At 64.1% G+C, this 16,783-nt stretch carries 11 protein-coding genes and 1 pseudogene; 7 read left to right on the top strand and 5 right to left on the bottom strand.

Annotated features, from left to right (window positions below; translation table 11 throughout):
* A pseudogene (locus tag P4U43_RS15160) lies at nt 1-714 on the top strand (primosomal protein N'); the annotation flags it as partial.
* Between the two features lie 20 nt (nt 715-734).
* On the opposite strand, the gene P4U43_RS15155 reads toward P4U43_RS15160, so the two are convergent.
* Genes P4U43_RS15155 through P4U43_RS15140 form a run of 4 tightly spaced genes read right to left on the bottom strand, consistent with a single transcriptional unit; the run spans nt 735 to nt 4,545 of the window.
* Nucleotides 735-1,859 carry a glycosyltransferase family 4 protein gene (locus tag P4U43_RS15155; protein WP_277359482.1) on the bottom strand — a complete coding sequence of 375 codons (1,125 nt, stop codon included), beginning with the start codon at nt 1,857-1,859 and terminating at the stop codon, nt 735-737.
* Nucleotides 1,856-2,737: an alpha/beta fold hydrolase gene (locus P4U43_RS15150; RefSeq protein WP_404800755.1), complete on the bottom strand. Its 882-nt coding sequence runs from the start codon at nt 2,735-2,737 to the stop codon at nt 1,856-1,858. The genes P4U43_RS15155 and P4U43_RS15150 overlap by 4 nt, the downstream gene beginning before the upstream one ends.
* A 1-nt stretch (nt 2,738) precedes the next feature.
* Entirely contained in the window at nt 2,739-3,575 is an 837-nt protein-coding gene (locus P4U43_RS15145) for an aldo/keto reductase (RefSeq protein ID WP_277359480.1), read from the bottom strand.
* Nucleotides 3,576-3,633: 58 nt separating this feature from the next.
* On the bottom strand, nt 3,634-4,545 hold the full coding sequence (locus P4U43_RS15140) for a sugar-binding transcriptional regulator (RefSeq protein WP_277359484.1): 912 nt from the start codon (nt 4,543-4,545) through the stop codon (nt 3,634-3,636).
* A 211-nt stretch (nt 4,546-4,756) separates the two neighbouring features.
* Between P4U43_RS15140 and P4U43_RS15135 the strand changes: the two genes are divergently transcribed.
* The 3 genes from P4U43_RS15135 to glpK all read left to right on the top strand — a co-directional run bounded on the left by P4U43_RS15135 (nt 4,757) and on the right by glpK (nt 8,972).
* On the top strand, nt 4,757-6,493 hold the full coding sequence (locus P4U43_RS15135; protein WP_404800754.1) for a glycerol-3-phosphate dehydrogenase/oxidase: 1,737 nt from the start codon (nt 4,757-4,759) through the stop codon (nt 6,491-6,493).
* A gap of 136 nt (nt 6,494-6,629) precedes the next feature.
* Nucleotides 6,630-7,376, top strand: a complete 747-nt coding sequence (locus P4U43_RS15130; protein ID WP_277359479.1) for an MIP/aquaporin family protein — start codon at nt 6,630-6,632, stop codon at nt 7,374-7,376.
* Between the two features lie 81 nt (nt 7,377-7,457).
* Complete coding sequence (gene glpK, locus P4U43_RS15125) at nt 7,458-8,972, top strand: glycerol kinase GlpK (protein WP_056549465.1); 1,515 nt, start codon at nt 7,458-7,460, stop codon at nt 8,970-8,972.
* 171 nt (nt 8,973-9,143) lie between these two features.
* On the opposite strand, the gene P4U43_RS15120 is transcribed toward glpK, so the two are convergent.
* Entirely contained in the window at nt 9,144-12,623 is a 3,480-nt protein-coding gene (locus P4U43_RS15120) for a bifunctional proline dehydrogenase/L-glutamate gamma-semialdehyde dehydrogenase (RefSeq protein WP_277359478.1), read from the bottom strand.
* Between the two features lie 368 nt (nt 12,624-12,991).
* Here P4U43_RS15120 and leuS point away from each other — a divergent pair, with 368 nt between their 5' ends.
* The 3 genes from leuS to P4U43_RS15105 all read left to right on the top strand — a co-directional run.
* Entirely contained in the window at nt 12,992-15,490 is a 2,499-nt protein-coding gene (leuS, locus tag P4U43_RS15115; RefSeq protein ID WP_277359477.1) for a leucine--tRNA ligase, read from the top strand.
* A gap of 23 nt (nt 15,491-15,513) precedes the next feature.
* On the top strand, nt 15,514-16,437 hold the full coding sequence (locus P4U43_RS15110) for a DegV family protein (protein ID WP_277359476.1): 924 nt from the start codon (nt 15,514-15,516) through the stop codon (nt 16,435-16,437).
* A 93-nt stretch (nt 16,438-16,530) separates the two neighbouring features.
* Nucleotides 16,531-16,783, top strand: a 253-nt coding sequence (locus tag P4U43_RS15105; protein WP_277359475.1) for a hypothetical protein, incomplete at its 3' end; no start/stop codon positions are given.

The raw sequence follows: 16,783 nt of genomic DNA, 5'->3' as shown, positions 1-16,783 counted from the left end.
CGGCTCCGCTCCACCGTCAGCGGCGCTGCGCGCACCGCCGAGGAACTGGGCCGGGCGTTCCCCGGCGCCGTCGTCGTTTCCTCGTCCGGCGATCATATTCTCGATGCGGTGGATGATTCGCCCCGAGTGGTGGTGGCAACCCCGGGTGCCGAACCTGTGGCGGCTTCGGGCTACGCCGCCGTGGTCCTGTTGGACGGGAACGCGCTTCTGGGCAGGGAGTCCCTGCGTGCGCTGGAGAGTACCCTCCAGCGCTGGTTCAACGCTGCGGTGCTCGCCCGTCCTGCCTCGGCAGGCGGTGTGGTGGTTGTCACCGCGGATGACGACGTCGCTGCCGGCCACCTGGTCCGTTGGGATCCTGCCGGTGCTGCGGCGCGTGAGCTCGAACTGCGCACTGAACTGGGGCTGCCGCCGGCCGTGCGATACGCAGCGCTGACCGGTTCCCTGGAGTCACTGGCGGCCTTCCTTGAAGGAGTGGACCTGCCGCCATCGTGCAGGGTTGTCGGTCCAACGGCAGTGCGCGCCGCAGCGGGTCCGGCAGGCCCGGAGGAACCGGGCCAACAGTCAGCGGCGGGCTCGCACCGTACTCTGGTGTTCTTCCGGTACCGCGATGCCGCAGAGGTCGTCGGCGCGTTACGGGCGCGCCGGGTTTCGCTCTCGGCCAGGCGGACCTCCGAACCTGTCCACGTTCGGATCGATCCTGTCGGGGCACTCTAGCGCCTCAGTGCTCCAGCCAGTCACCGCTGCCGAGCCCGTGAACGTCGTCGCCCACCGCCTGCGGGTTCGTCGTGGAGCCCTGCTGCTTCTTCAAGTGCGGCGAGGAGTGACTCAGCCGAGGTGTCCCAGGAATAGTTAAGGGCCTGTTCCCGACCGGCATCGGACGCGCTCTTCCAACGCAGCGGATCATCAAGCGCCCGGATGGCACTGGTGAACTCTTCGGGTGAATCCGGCTGCACGTACAACGCCGCTGTTCCTCCTACCTCGCGGAATATGGGCGTATCAGCAGCGACAACGGGGGTACCCACCGCCATGGCTTCGATGACGGGAAGTCCGTAACCCTCAGCCCGGGAGAGCGTCACGAGGGCAGTGGCAGAGCGCAGCAACTGATCGTAGTCCCGGTCGCTGACGCCATTGTGAAAGACCACTGTTGCTCCGGCGGGTACAAGCCTTTCGAGCTCCGCCCGCCGATCAGGCGTAATCCTGCTCAGCAGATGAAGCGTGTAGTCGGGCAGGCCTGCCATCCCGGCCAGCAGGGTCTCCACGTTCTTGTAGGGCATGAAGGATCCCATGTAGAGCAGCGACTTGTCCGGAGCCGGTTCCGGTGACCGCGGTACGGCACCTGATTGGGGGGCATTGCCAATTATCCGGATCGGGCGCCGCGTCAGCCGGTGCGTCTCCATCAGGGCACGGGTGGTCGCCGAGATGGTGGCAACGACGTCGGCCCGGTTCAGAAGCATCCGCTGCGGCCAGTAGGCCAGATGGTACAGCCGCCACAGAACCCGGACCGGTAGGGGCAGAAAGCCCGGCGGCGTGCGGTTCTGGTAGTAGATGAGATCGTGAAGCGTGAGCACCAGCGGGTAACGGCGCCCGAACGAGCCCATGGTCTGCATCGGGCAGAACACGGCGTCCGGCTCCAGGCGGTTGATGCGCCAGGAGACGAACAGTTCGGCGGGGGAGAGCGGGCTGTTGATCATCACGTGCGGAACGTCCGGTAGCAGGGCCAATTGCCGACGGTCATGAACCAACATGGTTACCTCGGCGTCCGGCCGATGTGCGAGCGCTTCAATGAGGCTGGCTCCATAGCGGCTGATGCCGTCGTGGTGGTCGGTGCGGGTGAACCTGGCATCGATCAGGATTTTCATCGGGTCCTCGACTCTACGAAATCGGCGATGTGGCCGGCCGCGGCATCAGGCGCTTCGTAATGGACGAGGTGACCCACCTCCGGAAGCACCACGAGTGTGGAGTCCGGCATCAGCGCCGCAAGCTCCTGCTGCGTCTGCACCGTCCCGAGGTCATCCCTCTCAGCGGCGATCAGGAGCACCGGAAGTTGCAATCGGCGGGCGCTGTCCCGGACAGTCGCGCTGATGGACGCTGTGAATGCCTGCAGGACAACCTCCCGGGAGGCAAACGCACTGAAATAGGCGCGGTGCTGCGCGTGAATCCACCGCCGCAGCGGGCGGTCCCGGGTTTTAGCCATCAGCTCGCTCATGGCACGCACGATGATGCGGTTGCGCAGCACTGCCTGTCCCGCCTGCTCGGGAAGAGCTGCGCCAAGGCGGTAGTACAGCTCCGCCAGGCGGGTGGCAATCCGACTGGACCCTTCGAGGGCTGGAGCGCTGATCGGGTTGATGAGGACCAACGCGCTGAAGGCGCCGGGAGCGTCTGCCGCGGCCCTGGCCGCGATGATGGACCCGAAGGAGTGACCCACCAGCACCGTCTGGGGACCGAGGGCAAGCCGGTCCATACTGCTCCGGACAAACGCAGCGTACGCCGCGACGTCGTGCGTCCCGTCCAGGGGCTCGGACTGACCGAAGCCCGGGAGGTCCGGCGCAAGAACGCGGTAGGCCGGAAGCGCTTCGATGATCCGCAGCAGTCCGTGGTGGTCGCCGCGGAATCCGTGCACCATGAAGATCGCAGGCGCGTCCGGCGCCGCTCCTTCCGGCGGAAAGTCCCAGAAACGCCGCAAGCCGCCGTTCACGTGAAGTGACCGCACCGTGGCAGCGCGATTCAATACCACCATCTCAGTTGACCAGGTCCGGATGGGAACCGACCCGGGTATCCGAGTCGAGCTGGGCGATGGCGGTCATATCCACCGTGTCGAGCGTGAAGTTGGAGAGCCGGAAATTTTCAGCAATCCGTTCCTGCGAACTGGCCTTTGCTACGGCCGCGCCGCCGGTTTGCAGATGCCAACGGAGAATGATCTGCGCCGGTGACCTGGAATGCTTGGCGGCAATGTGGGTGATGGTGGGGTTCGTGAGCAGGCTCCCGCGTCCGAGAGGACTCCACGCCTGTGTGAGGATGCCGTGCTCGGCATTGAAACTCCTCAGGTCCTGCTGCTGCAGGTAGGGATGAAGTTCGATTTGATTCACAGCAGGCACCACCTCCGTTCGGGAAAGAAGCTTTTCGAGGTGGTGTCGCTGAAAGTTGGATACCCCGATGGCACGAACCCTGCCCCGTGAGTAGAGCTCCTCGAGTGCCCGCCAGGTGTCGACATACTGGTCTTTGGCCGGGCACGGCCAATGGATCAGGTAGAGGTCGAGGTAGTCGAGGCCGGAACGCTTGAGGGAGTCCTCGAACGCGGCAAGTGTCGCTTGGTAGCCGTGATCCTCATTCCAGACCTTCGACGTCACAAAGACGTCGCCGCGCTCAACATGGCCGGCGTCGACGGCATCTCGCACGGCACGGCCCACTCCCTCCTCATTCCCGTACATGGCAGCGGTGTCCAGCAGCCGGTAGCCGGCTTCGAGCGCGAGGGTGCACAGCCCGTGGGCATCGTCCGCCGGTACCTTGTAGAGACCGTAACCCAGCCGGTCCATGACGACGCCGTTGGAGACCGATACCTTGCCGGAAGTATGCATGCCTCCGACTCTACCGAGGTGGGGCCGGGAGCGCGTCATGACCGGCGAGCCGGTCGAATCAGCCCTGGCGCACCAGCGCACGGGCTGAACGTTCATCCACAATGAGGTCGGTTGCCAGCCCGGCAGCGAGCGCGCCGCGTAGGCCGTTGATCTTCGTCTCACCGGACACCACACAGATGCGGCGACTGACCTGGCCGAGCATCCTGAGGTCAGGTCCCGTGCTGCGCTTGTTGAGGACAATGTCGCTGTAGGAGCCGTCAGCGCGGAAGAAGACGGTGGCAACATCACCGACTACCCGGTTCTCGCGAAGGATCCCGAGGTCTTCCTCATCGAGGTAGCCGCCCGCATAGACATGGCTGGGAATGCCCGCGCCGATTGACCCTACCCCGAAGATTGCCATGGTCATGCGCTCCTGTAGGTCGAGGATGCGCCTGACGCTGCGCTCGGCCCACATGGCCGTCTTGGTGTGGGCATGGTCGAAGAAGGCAGGAACCGGAAACTGTTCGACCCGTGCTCCATAGGCAGCGCCGAAGCGGCGGAGAATCTCACTCGCGTAGGTGATTCCGGTGGTCTGCGTGTTACCTGCGCCGTTCAACTGAACGATTGTGCTGTCATGCGTGACCTTACGTGTCAGGTGGTGGCTGACGGCACTGATAGTCGATCCCCAGGCCACACCGATGATCGCATTGGAGTCAACCAAAGGTCCCAGCGTCCGCGCTGCCTGGATGGCAACGCGGTCGAGCACATCAGAGTCGCTCACCAGGTCCGTCACGGGAACCACATGCGCTTCCACGTCGAAACGGTTGCGGATCTCACGTTCAAGAGCAGGTGCCCGGTCAAGGGGATTATTGATCTGAATCTGGACTAGCCCCGTTTCCCGCGCCATGGAGAGAAGCCTGGACACGGTGGAGCGGGACGTACGCAGCTCACGGGCTATCGCGTTCATGGTGAGGTCCTGCAGGTAGTACATCTGGGCGGCGCGGAGAGCGTCGCGGTTACGCGGCTGGGTGACGTCGGAATTTCGGGCATTTGCGCGGTCAGCGGCGTTCGGGGGAGCAGTGTTCACTGAATTCTCCGTAGGTGAGTGCACGTTTGTGCACTGTTGTTGACGAATATTCCCAATCCTCCAAAGAATAGGGGTCAGAACCGTATTGCACCACTAGTCAAGGAGCCAGCATCCCGTGAGGAACAGCACCGGGCCGACGACGCCGTCGGTCGAACAGAACCGTCCTTTACGGGATAGCGTCCAGCAGTTGAAGCATGCGGGAAGGACCTCCGTACTCATCATCGGCGGCGGCATCAACGGGGTAGGTACGTTCCGCGATCTCTCGCTTCAGGGCATTGACGTCACGCTCATTGAACGCGGCGATTACTGCCAGGGCGCCTCGGGTGCCTCGTCCCACATGATCCATGGAGGCATTCGGTACCTCGAGAATGGTGAGTTCCGGCTGGTGCGTGAATCGGTTGTGGAGCGGAATGCCCTCTTGAAACTCGCACCCCACTACGTCAAGCCGCTCCAGACAACCATCCCGGTCTTCAGCACCTTTTCCGGTATCCTGGCCGCCCCGCTCCGGTTCCTTACCCACAGGCAGGGCGCACCCCGCGAGCGCGGCGCCGTTCTGATCAAGGCCGGGCTGACACTGTACGATGCGTTCTCGCGGGCAGGCGGTACCGTGCCCCGCCATAAGTTCATCGGGCGGAAAGCCTCCCTTGCTCAACTACCCAAATTGAGGCCGGATGTGAAGTACACGGCTACCTATTTCGATGCCTCCGTCCACAACCCCGAGCGGCTCACGCTCGACGTGCTCCAGGACGGACTGCGCGCCAACCCCCGGTCACGGGCCGTCAACTACGTCAGCGCGGTCGGCAGCAGTGACGAAGGCATCGTGCTCCGCGATGAGCTCAGCGGCGAGGTCTTTCCGGTTCAGGCCGACGTCGTCGTGAACGCGTCCGGGGCCTGGGTGGACGGAACCAACAGCGCTCTGGGTCAACCGAGCAGTTTCATGGGTGGAACCAAAGGCTCCCACATTGTGCTCGATCATCCGGAACTGCTGGCGGCCTGCGCCGGCCGGGAGATCTTCTTTGAACATTCGGACGGCCGGATCGTTCTGATCTACCCGATGGGGGACCGTGTGCTGGTCGGCACCACCGACATTGAAACGGACATGGATGCCGCGGCTGTCTGCACCGACGCCGAGATCGACTACTTCTTCGATCTGATCCACCATGTCTTCCCGACTGTTCGCGCCACCCGGGACAGCATCGTCTACACCTTCTCAGGTGTGCGCCCGCTGCCGCGCCACGACGACACCCAACCCGGCTTCGTTTCCCGGGACTACCGCATTGAACGGGGAACTACCGCCAACCGCCCCATGCTTAGCCTGGTGGGCGGCAAATGGACCACCTTCCGTGCGCTCTCGGAGCATCTCGCGGACGAGGTCCTCGGCCTGCTGCAGCGCAGCAGGACCGTTTCCACTGCAGCAATGCCGATCGGCGGCGGGATGGGATTCCCGCAGCAACCACGTGACATTGCTGCCTGGACCGAAGCCAATGGAGCAGGGCTGCCCGCGGAGCGCGTCCGGCTCCTGCTCGAGCGCTACGGCACGAGAGCCGCCGAGGTCGCTGCCTTTATCGTCGACGGCGAGGACCGCCCGCTGCAGACTACCCGGGAAGTCTCCACTCGTGAGCTCGAGTACATGGTGCTTCAAGAACAGGTACAGCACATCTCCGATGTCATCATCAGAAGGACCGCGCTGGCCTTCAACGGACTCGTCAGCGCAGAGCTGATTGACGAGATCGCCGACATTCTCGGGACCTACCTCGACTGGACTGCAGCCGAGCGAAAGGGCGAAATCGAAGACACCCGCCGATTGTTGCAGGAACAACACAAGGTGAGTGTGCATAGTTTGGTTGCATAGGTTACAAGCAACCTTCAGCAGCCCTCGGGTGGCTGAGAACCAACGGCAGCACTTGCCGGGGGAGTAACGCGGTGCCGCGACCATCACGGTACCGGGGTCAATACGGCCCACAGTTGAATAAATGGAGGAGTCAAAGATGTCTCTGGAAGTATTCGTCGCCGAAACATTCGGCACGTTCATGCTGCTGTTGCTAGGTACAGGGGTCGTGGCCAACGTTGCGCTGGCCGGGACCAAGGGAAATAACGGCGGGTTCCTGATGGTCAACTTCGGTTGGGGCCTTGCGGTCTTCGCCGGTGTTTACGTCGCTGCGCTCTCGGGAGCGCACCTGAATTTCGCCGTCACTGTCGGCCTGTGGGCTAATGGCGACATCGCGGAGTTCGCTCCCGGCGTCGATAAGAACCTGGTCACCGCGCTTGCCTACTTTGCAGCGCAGATGCTCGGATCAATACTCGGTGCGGTGGGCTGCTGGCTGGCCTACAAGCAGCACTTCGATGCCGAACCGGATCCCGCAAACAAGCTCGGAGTGTTCTCCACAGGCCCAGCCATTCGTAACTACGGCTGGAACCTGGTCACTGAGATCATCGGCACTTTCGTTCTTGTCTTTGTCATTATCGCTTTCGCCGGTACGCCGTCGGGCCTCGGCCCGCTCGCGGTGGCTCTGCTTGTCGTCGGTATCGGCGCATCGCTCGGTGGACCCACCGGCTACGCCATCAACCCCAACCGCGACCTCGGTCCTCGCATTGCACACGCGTTCCTGCCGATTAAGGGCAAGGGAAGCGGCGACTGGAGCTACGCCTGGGTTCCGGTTGTCGGGCCGATCATCGGCGGTGTGCTTGGCGGCTTGATCGCCATGCTGGTCACCTTCCCGACTCCCGCAGCCTGAGCCACACCAGCCGGTGGCACAGATGATCCTGGGCCATCGCCGTCCGAATGAACCGAGAAGTACACTCAATGAGGAGAAGTAATGCCGCAGTACGTCATCGCTATTGACCAGGGAACCACCTCAAGCCGTGCAATCGTCTTCGACCACCAGGGGAACATCGTCTCCTCCGGCCAGAAGGAGCACGAGCAGATCTTCCCCAAGGCCGGCTGGGTGGAGCACAACCCGATTGAAATCTGGGACAACACCCGTGAGGTCATCGGCAACGCCCTCTCAAAAGCCAACCTGACCCGCCATGACATCGCCGCCGTCGGTATCACCAACCAGCGCGAGACCGCCGTTGTGTGGGACAAGAACACCGGCCAGCCGGTCTACAACGCGATTGTCTGGCAGGACACGCGCACCCAACCGATCGTCGACGAGCTTGCTGCTGATGGCGGTGTGGAGAGGTTCAAGCAGCAGGTCGGCCTGCCGCTGGCAACCTACTTCTCCGGAACGAAGATCAAGTGGATCCTCGACAACGTTGAAGGCGCCCGCGAGAAGGCTGAAGCCGGGGACCTCCTGTTCGGGAACACCGATTCCTGGGTGACCTGGAACCTTACGGGCGGTGCTGATGGCGGAGTGCACATCACCGACGTCACGAATGCCTCCCGCACCCTCTTCATGGATCTCGAAACGCTGAGCTGGGATTCCTCCATCCTGGAAACCTTCGGCGTTCCGGCCTCCATGATGCCGGAAATCCGGTCTTCCTCCGAGGTCTACGGCAACGTTCACAGCTCGCAGCTCCTCCGCGAGGTTCCCGTGGCGGGTATTCTCGGCGACCAGCAGGCTGCGACCTTCGGTCAGGCGGCGTTTGAGAAGGGCGGTGCCAAGAACACCTACGGCACCGGCAACTTCATGATCGTCAACACCGGTGAGGAGATCGTCCACTCGAAGAACGGCCTGCTGACGACAGTCTGCTACAAGCTCGGCGACGCCAAGCCTGTGTACGCACTCGAAGGTTCGATCGCCGTCACCGGCTCACTCATCCAGTGGCTCCGGGACAACCTCGGGATCATCAAGACCGCTCCCGAGGTGGAGCAGCTTGCGAAGTCGGTCGAGGACAACGGAGGCGTCTACATCGTTCCCGCTTTCTCCGGCCTCTTCGCACCGTACTGGCGCTCCGATGCCCGCGGTGCGATCGTGGGCCTCACCCGCTTTGTGAACAAGGGTCACATTGCCCGCGCTGCCCTGGAAGCAACCGCCTTCCAGACACGCGAGGTGCTTGACGCCGCCAACGCTGATTCCGGCGTCAACATGGAAGATCTCCGTGTCGACGGCGGCATGGTCGCCAATGACGCGCTGATGCAGTTCCAGGCCGACATCCTTGGTATTCCCGTGATCCGGCCGAAAGTCACGGAAACCACGGCACTCGGTGCCGCCTACGCCGCGGGCCTCGCCGTTGACTTCTGGAAGGACACGGACGAGCTGGCCTCGAACTGGTCCGAAGACAAGCGCTGGCTCCCGACGATGGACGACGCCGAGCGCGACCGTCAGTTGCGCAACTGGAAGAAGGCTGTCACCAAGACCTTCGACTGGGTGGATGAGGACGTTCAGTAGTTCTTCCTAGCACCAAAAAAAGCGGAGCGGACGTTTCTGTCCGCTCCGCTTTTTTGTGTCGGACGCTGGTAGGTGCCGCCGGAACCTACCGGTCCTTACCGCAAACGCAACGGGCGCCTGAGTTGGTCAGGCGCCCGTTGCGTTTGAGCGAGAGGAGTTTGGTTCGGGTGTTTAGCGGAGGACTTCTCCCGAGACGTTGTCCGGATTTCCGAAACGGTGCGCCGTGATTGTCACCGCCTGCTCACGCAGGAACGGCAACATCTCAATTCGGCCGGCCTCTGTGACGGGACCGCTGTAGATAGCGATGTCCGGATCGCCGTCAGTGGCTGCACACAGTTCCGAGTAGCCGCCGCCCACGAGACGCACCCGGCCCAGGCCCGCTGACGGGGCGGCAGCCAGCCACGCGGCGTCGTCCTCTACCCGGTGGGCGACATTGTGTGCTGACAGGACCGCCGTGAGGGCCGGTGCAAGCGGCTCCGGGGTCGATACCGACATGGTCGAGCCGCTGCGCAGACCTGCCGCTACCACCCGGACGAAGTCGCCGATAGTGCCGGCTTCGTTGAGCCGGACGGTCACCGGAGTCGGCAGGTACCGGAATTCGTTCCGTTCAACGCCAAGGGCCGACACATCTTCATGCGTTCCGAAGGTGCGCACCCAGTGACGCTGATCGTCGGCTGCGGAACGGGCAAGGAAGCCGCGGTTGCCGTCGGGGACTTCCGCCGCGTGCAGCAGCTGGCGGACCGGCCCGCTGAGCGGCGCGTGAACGTTACCCGGATGGAGCTCTTCGCGCTCCCAGCTGCCGAGGTGGATGAGGTAATTCGGTCCACCCGCCTTGGCGCCCGGTCCAACGGACGAGCGCTTCCACCCCCCGAACGGCTGGCGGCGAACGATCGCGCCGGTAATGCCGCGGTTGACGTAGAGGTTGCCCGCCTCCACTGATTCAAGCCACTGTGAGACTTCTTCGGGATTCAGGGTGTGTATTCCACCGGTCAGACCATAGGCGCTGGCGTTCTGCCACTCGATCGCCTGTTCAAGCGACTCAGCGTGCATGATGCCGAGCACCGGACCGAAGAATTCCGTCATATGGAAGTAGCTGCCGGGCTTGACCCCGGTGCGTACGCCTGGGCTCCAGAGCCGGCCGGTGTCATCAACCTGTTTCGGCTTGACCAACCACGATTCGCCTTCCCCGAGCGTAGTGAAAGCATCCTTGAGCTTGCCCGCGGCCGGCTCGATGATCGGACCCATCTCGGTCTCAGGGTCCTCGGGGTAGCCGACCTTCAGGGAAGCCACAGCATCAACCAGCTGATTGCGGAAACGCGCGGAGGTACCCGCCGATCCCACCAGAATGGCCAGCGACGCGGCGGAGCACTTCTGGCCGGCATGGCCGAAGGCAGACCGGACGACATCCGCAGCAGCGAGGTCGAGGTCGGAGCTTGGCGTCACAATGAGGGAGTTCTTGCCGCTGGTCTCTGCAAGCAGCGGAAGATCGTTCCGCCAGGACCGGAACAACTTCGCGGTGTCGTAGGCACCGGTGAGAATGACCCGGTCCACCTCGGGGTGGGAGAGCAGATGTTGCCCGACCGGCCCTTCTGCGACGTCAGCGAACACCAGTACGTCGCGGGGAATACCGGCCTCCCACAGCGCCTCGACCATGACAGCCGCGCACCGCTTGGCCTGGGGCGCAGGCTTGAGAATGACGGCGCTCCCGGCAGCCAGCGGAGCGAGCGCGGAACCGGCGGCAATGGCCACGGGGAAATTCCACGGCGGGGTAGCCACGGTCAACGCTGCAGGGACAAACCGGGCCCCCTCAACGGTGTCGAGTTCTTCAGCGAGCAGCGCGTAGTAATTGGCAAAGTCGATTGCCTCTGAAATTTCCGGGTCTGACTCGGCGATGGTCTTACCTGTCTCGCTCGCCGAAACTTCCACGAGGTCCCCCCGGCTGAGAGCGAGTTGGGCCGCTGCCCTCCGCAGCACTTCCGCCCGCTCTGCTCCCGACTTCGACGCCCACTCGCGCTGTGCCATGCGCGCCGATCGGATGACGGTGTCGACGTCGTCGTTGGTTTCCAGCTGGGACGCCTCCACGAGCGCGACGCCCAGGGTGGAACCGGGGACACGGCTGAGAACCTCGTTGGCCCACTCCCGGATGCCGGGCAGGGACGGGTCCGAATCGGACTGGTTCCGGAACTCGCCGGGCCCGGTTGCGGTGAAGCGGTCCGGCTCCTGTGAACGGTTCGGTTGAGGCACCGTAGGTTCGAGTTCGGTGAGCGATGCGAGGAAGCGTTGCTTCTCACGCTCGAACAGCTCCTCGTTCTTCGTGAGCTCGAAAACGGCGCTCATGAAGTTTTCCTGGCTCGCGTTCTCCTCAAGACGGCGAATGAGGTAGCTGATCGCCACATCGAACTGCGCCGGCTTCACCACCGGGGTGTAGAGAAGCAACGAGCCAACGTCCTTGCGCACCTCTGCGGCCTGGTCTTCAGCCATGCCGAGCAGCATCTCGAACTCGATCCGGTCCTCGACCCCGCGGGCAACGGAAAGCGTGCGGGCGAGCGCAATATCGAACAGGTTGTGCCCGGCAACCCCGAGGCGAACAGCGTCCGCATTTTCGGGGCGCAGTGCCCAGTCCAGGCAGCGCTTGTAGTTGGTGTCTGTGGCTTGCTTGCTCGGCAGCGTGGCCGGCTCCCAACCGTGGACGGCGGCATCCACGAGCTCCATGGCGAGGTTGGCGCCCTTGACCAGGCGGACCTTGATGGCGGACCCACCGGCGGCACGCCGCTCCTGCGCCCACGAGGTCAGGTCCTGCAGTGCACCGAGCGCGTCCGGCAAATACGCCTGCAGGACAATCCCGGACTCAAGGTTCCGCAGATCTGGAGTTTCGAGAATGCGTTTGAAGACCGCGACGGTGAGATCAAGGTCGTGGTATTCCTCCATGTCCAGATTGATGAACTTCGGAGCCGGGGATGAGGCTGCCAGCCGGTATAGCGGCAGCAGCCGCTCAGTGACCCGCTCGACCGTGCCTTCGAAGTCCCAGAGGTTGAGGGTGCTGACCACAGACGAGACCTTGATGGAGACGTAGTCGACGTCGTCGCGCGCCAGGAGGTCACGGGTGCCGCTGAGCCGAGCGTCAGCTTCCTTGTCGCCGAGGACGGCTTCGCCCAGGAGGTTGATGTTCAGGCGCACGCCCTCGCCGCGCAGGGCGGCAATTGACTTGCCGAGGTGCGAGGGACGGGCATCAACGATGAGGTGGCCGACCATCTCCCGCAGCACACGCTGTGCCACCGGAACGACGACGCGCGGCAGGACCGGGGCCATGACCCCTCCCAGCCTGACGGCGCCCTTCATGTACCAGGGCAGGAACGACGGCGTCTTCCGGGCCAATTGGGCAAGGTTCCGTGCTGCAACGGCAGGGTCTTCCGGCCGGATCACCCGGTCCACGAAACCGATCGTGAAGTCGAGGCCGTTCTGGTCCTTGAGGACTTCAGCGAGGAGTTGCGCGGACTTCGATCCGCGTGTGCTGCCTGCCGGAGCCGTTCCGGTGGTGCGCTGGGCGTCACCACCGGATGTGCCCTGGTGCAGCCAACGCCGCACCAGGGCAACCGCATCATCGCCGAGGGTCTGAGGCGATGGATCTGCGGTGGGAATGGTTTGTGTCATTGTTCTCGTCTACCTAACGACGACGGGCCAGAATGCCTGCAGAACAGTCCACCTCCTGCGGTGGCTGGCCGATCAGCCGCGGGCGCATTCCGCCTCGGCATGCTGGGTGCGATAACAGAAAGTTGCGCCCAATGGAAATATGGTAACTCCTGAAGAACACTGCCGGGGCCAAACTGCGCTAAGGTGGAAGAATGTTCGCGCATCTGCTCCTTATCTAGCCGCGCATTCGAGCGCGGCCGCCCCTCCTGTGTTGAGGGGCTTTTGTGTGTCCGGGGCCTGCCATGAACCCTGGGCACCCATTCGGAGCGGTGAAGCGATGGTGGATGGAGAAGACGGTCACCAGTGGTCAACAGACAGGGCAAGAAACAGTGAGCATAAATCCCACGGTGGAAGAGCCGGACGCCGGTACGTACAGTTTCGCTGACATCGAGGCGAAGTGGCTTCCTGTGTGGGAACAGCTTGACACCTTCACACCGGTCGATGACGGCAGTAGGGAACGCCGCTATGTGCTGGACATGTTCCCCTACCCCTCCGGGGACCTTCACATGGGGCACGCGGAGGCCTTCGCGATGGGTGACGTCGTTGCCCGCTACTGGCGGCAACTCGGTTACGACGTCCTGCACCCGATCGGCTGGGATTCCTTTGGGCTCCCCGCGGAGAATGCCGCCATCAAACACAACGCGCACCCGAGCGAGTGGACCTACGCGAACATCGACACCCAGGCGGCGTCCTTCAAGCGCTACGCGATCAGCGCCGACTGGTCCCGGCGCCTCCAGACCTCGGATCCCGAGTATTACCGCTGGACCCAGTGGCTGTTCCTGCGCTTCTTTGAAAAAGGGCTCGCCTACCGCAAGGATCATCCGGTCAACTGGTGCCCGAAGGACCAGACCGTGCTCGCGAATGAACAGGTTGTCAATGGTGCGTGCGAGCGCTGCGGGAGTCCCGTTACAAAGAAGAGCCTGAACCAGTGGTACTTCCGCATCACTGACTACGCAGACCGGCTGCTTGAAGACATGGAACCGCTGGCGGGACACTGGCCGGAACGTGTGCTGGCGATGCAGCGGAACTGGATCGGCCGGTCGGAGGGCGCGCACGTCACCTTCACGATCGAGGCCGACGGCACCCTGCCGGCTACCGATGTCGCCGTCTTCACCACGAGGCCGGACACGCTCCACGGTGCCACGTTCTTCGTTGTAGCCGCAGACGCGGATCTCGCCGCGGACCTGGTGACCCCCGAGCATGCTGCCGCACTGTCCGATTACAGGGCGAGCGTCAACACGCTCAGCGACATCGAGCGCCAGTCCACCGAACGCGAGAAGACCGGCGTCTTCACCGGACGCTACGCAGTAAACCCGTTGAATGGGGAGAAGCTGCCGGTGTGGGCCGCCGACTATGTGCTCGCGGACTACGGCACCGGTGCAATCATGGCCGTTCCTGCACACGATCAGCGTGACCTCGACTTCGCGCGGGCCTTCGATCTGCCCGTGCGCATGGTGGTGGACACCGGGGAGGAGGATCCGGCGGTCTCCGGCAAGGCGACCACGGGGGAGGGGACGCTGGTCAACTCCGGCGAACTGAACGGGCTTCCCAAGGATGCCGCGATCCAGCGGGCCATCGAACTGGTCGCCGCCCAGGGTACCGGCGAGCGCACGGTCAATTATCGGCTGCGGGACTGGCTGCTCTCACGTCAGCGCTTCTGGGGAACGCCCATCCCGATCATCCACTGCGGTGCATGCGGCGAGGTTCCCGTCCCGGATGAGCAGCTTCCGGTACGCCTGCCCAGCGACCTGCGCGGAGAAGACCTGGCACCGAAAGGCACGTCGCCGCTCGCAGCAGCGACGGACTGGGTCAACGTCCAGTGCCCACAGTGTTCGGGACCGGCTACCCGGGATACGGACACCATGGACACCTTCGTCGACTCGTCCTGGTACTTCCTGCGCTTCGCCGATCCGCACGCCACCGACGTGCCGTTCGACTCCGCAAAGGTCAATGAGTGGCTGCCGGTCGGCCAGTATGTCGGCGGGGTGGAGCACGCCATCCTCCACCTGCTCTACAGCCGGTTCTTCACCAAGGTCCTGTTCGACCTCGGGCTGGTCAACTTCACGGAGCCTTTCTCTGCCCTGCTCAACCAGGGCCAGGTGCTCAACGGCGGCAAGGCAATGAGCAAGTCGCTGGGCAACGGTGTGAATCTTGGTGAGCAGCTCGACCGCTATGGCGTGGACGCCATCCGCCTCACAATGGTCTTTGCCTCCCCACCGGAAGACGACGTGGATTGGGCGGATGTTTCGCCGTCGGGCTCTGCAAAGTTCCTCGCCCGCGCGTGGCGCCTCGGCGCCGATGTGACGTCCGAGCGCGACTCCGATGCCGCATCCGGGGATCGCGCGCTGCGTTCGGTCACCCACCGCACCCTTGCCGAGGCTGGTGACCTGCTGAAGAACAACAAGTTCAATGTGGTCGTCGCCAAGGTCATGGAACTGGTGAACGCTACCCGCAAGGCGATCGATTCAGGAGCGGGCGGTGCAGACCCTGCTGTCCGTGAAGCAGCTGAGGTCACGGCGATCATCCTCAGTCTCTTCGCTCCGTACACCGCGGAGGATCTCTGGGAACGCCTGGGCCACCCCGCGTCAGTGGCGGCTGCCGGTTGGCCCGCTGTGGATCACTCACTGCTGGTTCAGGACACTGTGACGGCTATCGTCCAGGTTCAGGGCAAGGTACGGGACCGCCTCGAAGTGTCGGCGGACATCACCGAGGATGCGCTTCGTGAGCTCGCCCTCGATTCCGCGCAGGTCCAGCGAACGCTGGACGGCAGGAACATCCGGACGGTAATTGTCCGGGCGCCGAAACTGGTCAACATCGTTCCGGCCTGACCGGCCGGCGAGGAGATTTCGCCGTGGCATGGTTTGACCGCCGTGCAGGCCGCGCCGCCGTCGGTAGAGAACCGGCGGCGGAACCGACGACGGCGGTCGTCACCGATTCCGCCGCCGCCTTCCCGCCGGCATGGGTCATGGGAGGCGGTCCTGCGGAAAACGTCGCTGTCGTGCCCATGCCGGTCATCATCTCGGGCCGCCATTATGGTGAAGGGGCTGACAACCTGCTCGAGCCGCTCGCAGTGGCTCTCGCGGAAGGGGCGGAGGTGCGCACGTCGCGTCCGTCGCCGGGCCACTTCCAGAGCGTTTACCGGAGGCTGGAGCGCGAAGGCGCCAAGGAGATTGTCTCGATCCACCTGTCGGGCAGATTGTCCGGAACGGTCGACGCCGCTCGCTGGGCTGCGCGCACTGTGTCCATCCCGGTGCATGTGGTTGATAGCGGTACCGTCGGCATGGCTCAGGGGTGCGGGGTTGCGGCGGCGGCTCTTGCGCTGCGCGCCGGAGCGACCGCCTCAGAGGCCGCGGACCGTGCCGCGGTCCTGTGCGCCGGAACAAGCGTCTTGTTTTACGTTCCCAGCCTTGAACAGCTGCGGCGCGGTGGACGGATCGGGGCTGCCGCCGGCTTTTTCGGCGCATTGCTCGCGGTAAAGCCCCTTCTGGTTGTGCGGGACGGAGCGATCGAACCACTCGAAAAGGTGCGCACTGCGGCACGAGCCCGACAGCGCCTTGAGGAACTGGTGAGGGAGGACCTTCACCGGCGCCCATCGGGCAGCGTCGCCGCATACCATTACTTCGGCAACAGGTCGCAGGCCGAGGTTGCCGCTGAGCGGGCGCCGGACGGTGCCGATGCCGTGTTGACCCCGCTACCGGCCGTCCTGGCTGCGCACACCGGTCTCGGTGTCCTTGCGGTGGCGCTGTCCGACCCGCTCCTGACGCGACGCGTCTGATCCTGCACTCCACACAGGCTCCGCTGCGGGTGGGTTGTACACATAGCGACCGGCGGGGCCGCTTGGCAAAGCGTATGTTCCTACGCTGATGCCATGGCAAGGCACCGCTGGGCAACGGGGGAGCGCGTGTCCAGCCCGGACCGGCTGGACCGTGTCCTCAACCTGAATCGCGCGCAGACGGTCGCAGAAGCGGAGCCCGTTCCAGGAGCCGGGCAGAACCCGGTAGAAGTTCGGGCAGCAACTGGCGGAGGCCGGGACCGTGCAGCACCGGACGGTACTGGCCGATTCCGCCAGCCGGGCGCTGAAGAACCTGCCACGCCCAGCGAGGATCGCCGGCGCCCGCACC

It is taken from the genome of Arthrobacter vasquezii (genome assembly GCF_029455255.1).
GTDB classification, from domain to species: Bacteria; Actinomycetota; Actinomycetes; order Actinomycetales; family Micrococcaceae; genus Arthrobacter_D; species Arthrobacter_D parietis.
Note: the sequence above shows the minus strand (reverse complement) of the source record. Positions and strands in the feature narration are given on the sequence as shown.

Excerpts from the sequence above, each read along its gene's own strand:
- P4U43_RS15140 (WP_277359484.1), bottom strand. The coding sequence starts at position 4,545 with ATGTACTACCTGCAGGACCTCACCATGAACGCGATAGCCCGTGAGCTG.
- P4U43_RS15130 (WP_277359479.1), top strand. The coding sequence starts at position 6,630 with ATGTCTCTGGAAGTATTCGTCGCCGAAACATTCGGCACGTTCATGCTG.
- P4U43_RS15155 (WP_277359482.1), bottom strand. The coding sequence starts at position 1,859 with ATGAAAATCCTGATCGATGCCAGGTTCACCCGCACCGACCACCACGAC.
- P4U43_RS15145 (WP_277359480.1), bottom strand. The coding sequence starts at position 3,575 with ATGCATACTTCCGGCAAGGTATCGGTCTCCAACGGCGTCGTCATGGAC.
- P4U43_RS15120 (WP_277359478.1), bottom strand. The coding sequence starts at position 12,623 with ATGACACAAACCATTCCCACCGCAGATCCATCGCCTCAGACCCTCGGC.
- P4U43_RS15150 (WP_404800755.1), bottom strand. The coding sequence starts at position 2,737 with ATGGTGGTATTGAATCGCGCTGCCACGGTGCGGTCACTTCACGTGAAC.
- glpK (WP_056549465.1), top strand. The coding sequence starts at position 7,458 with ATGCCGCAGTACGTCATCGCTATTGACCAGGGAACCACCTCAAGCCGT.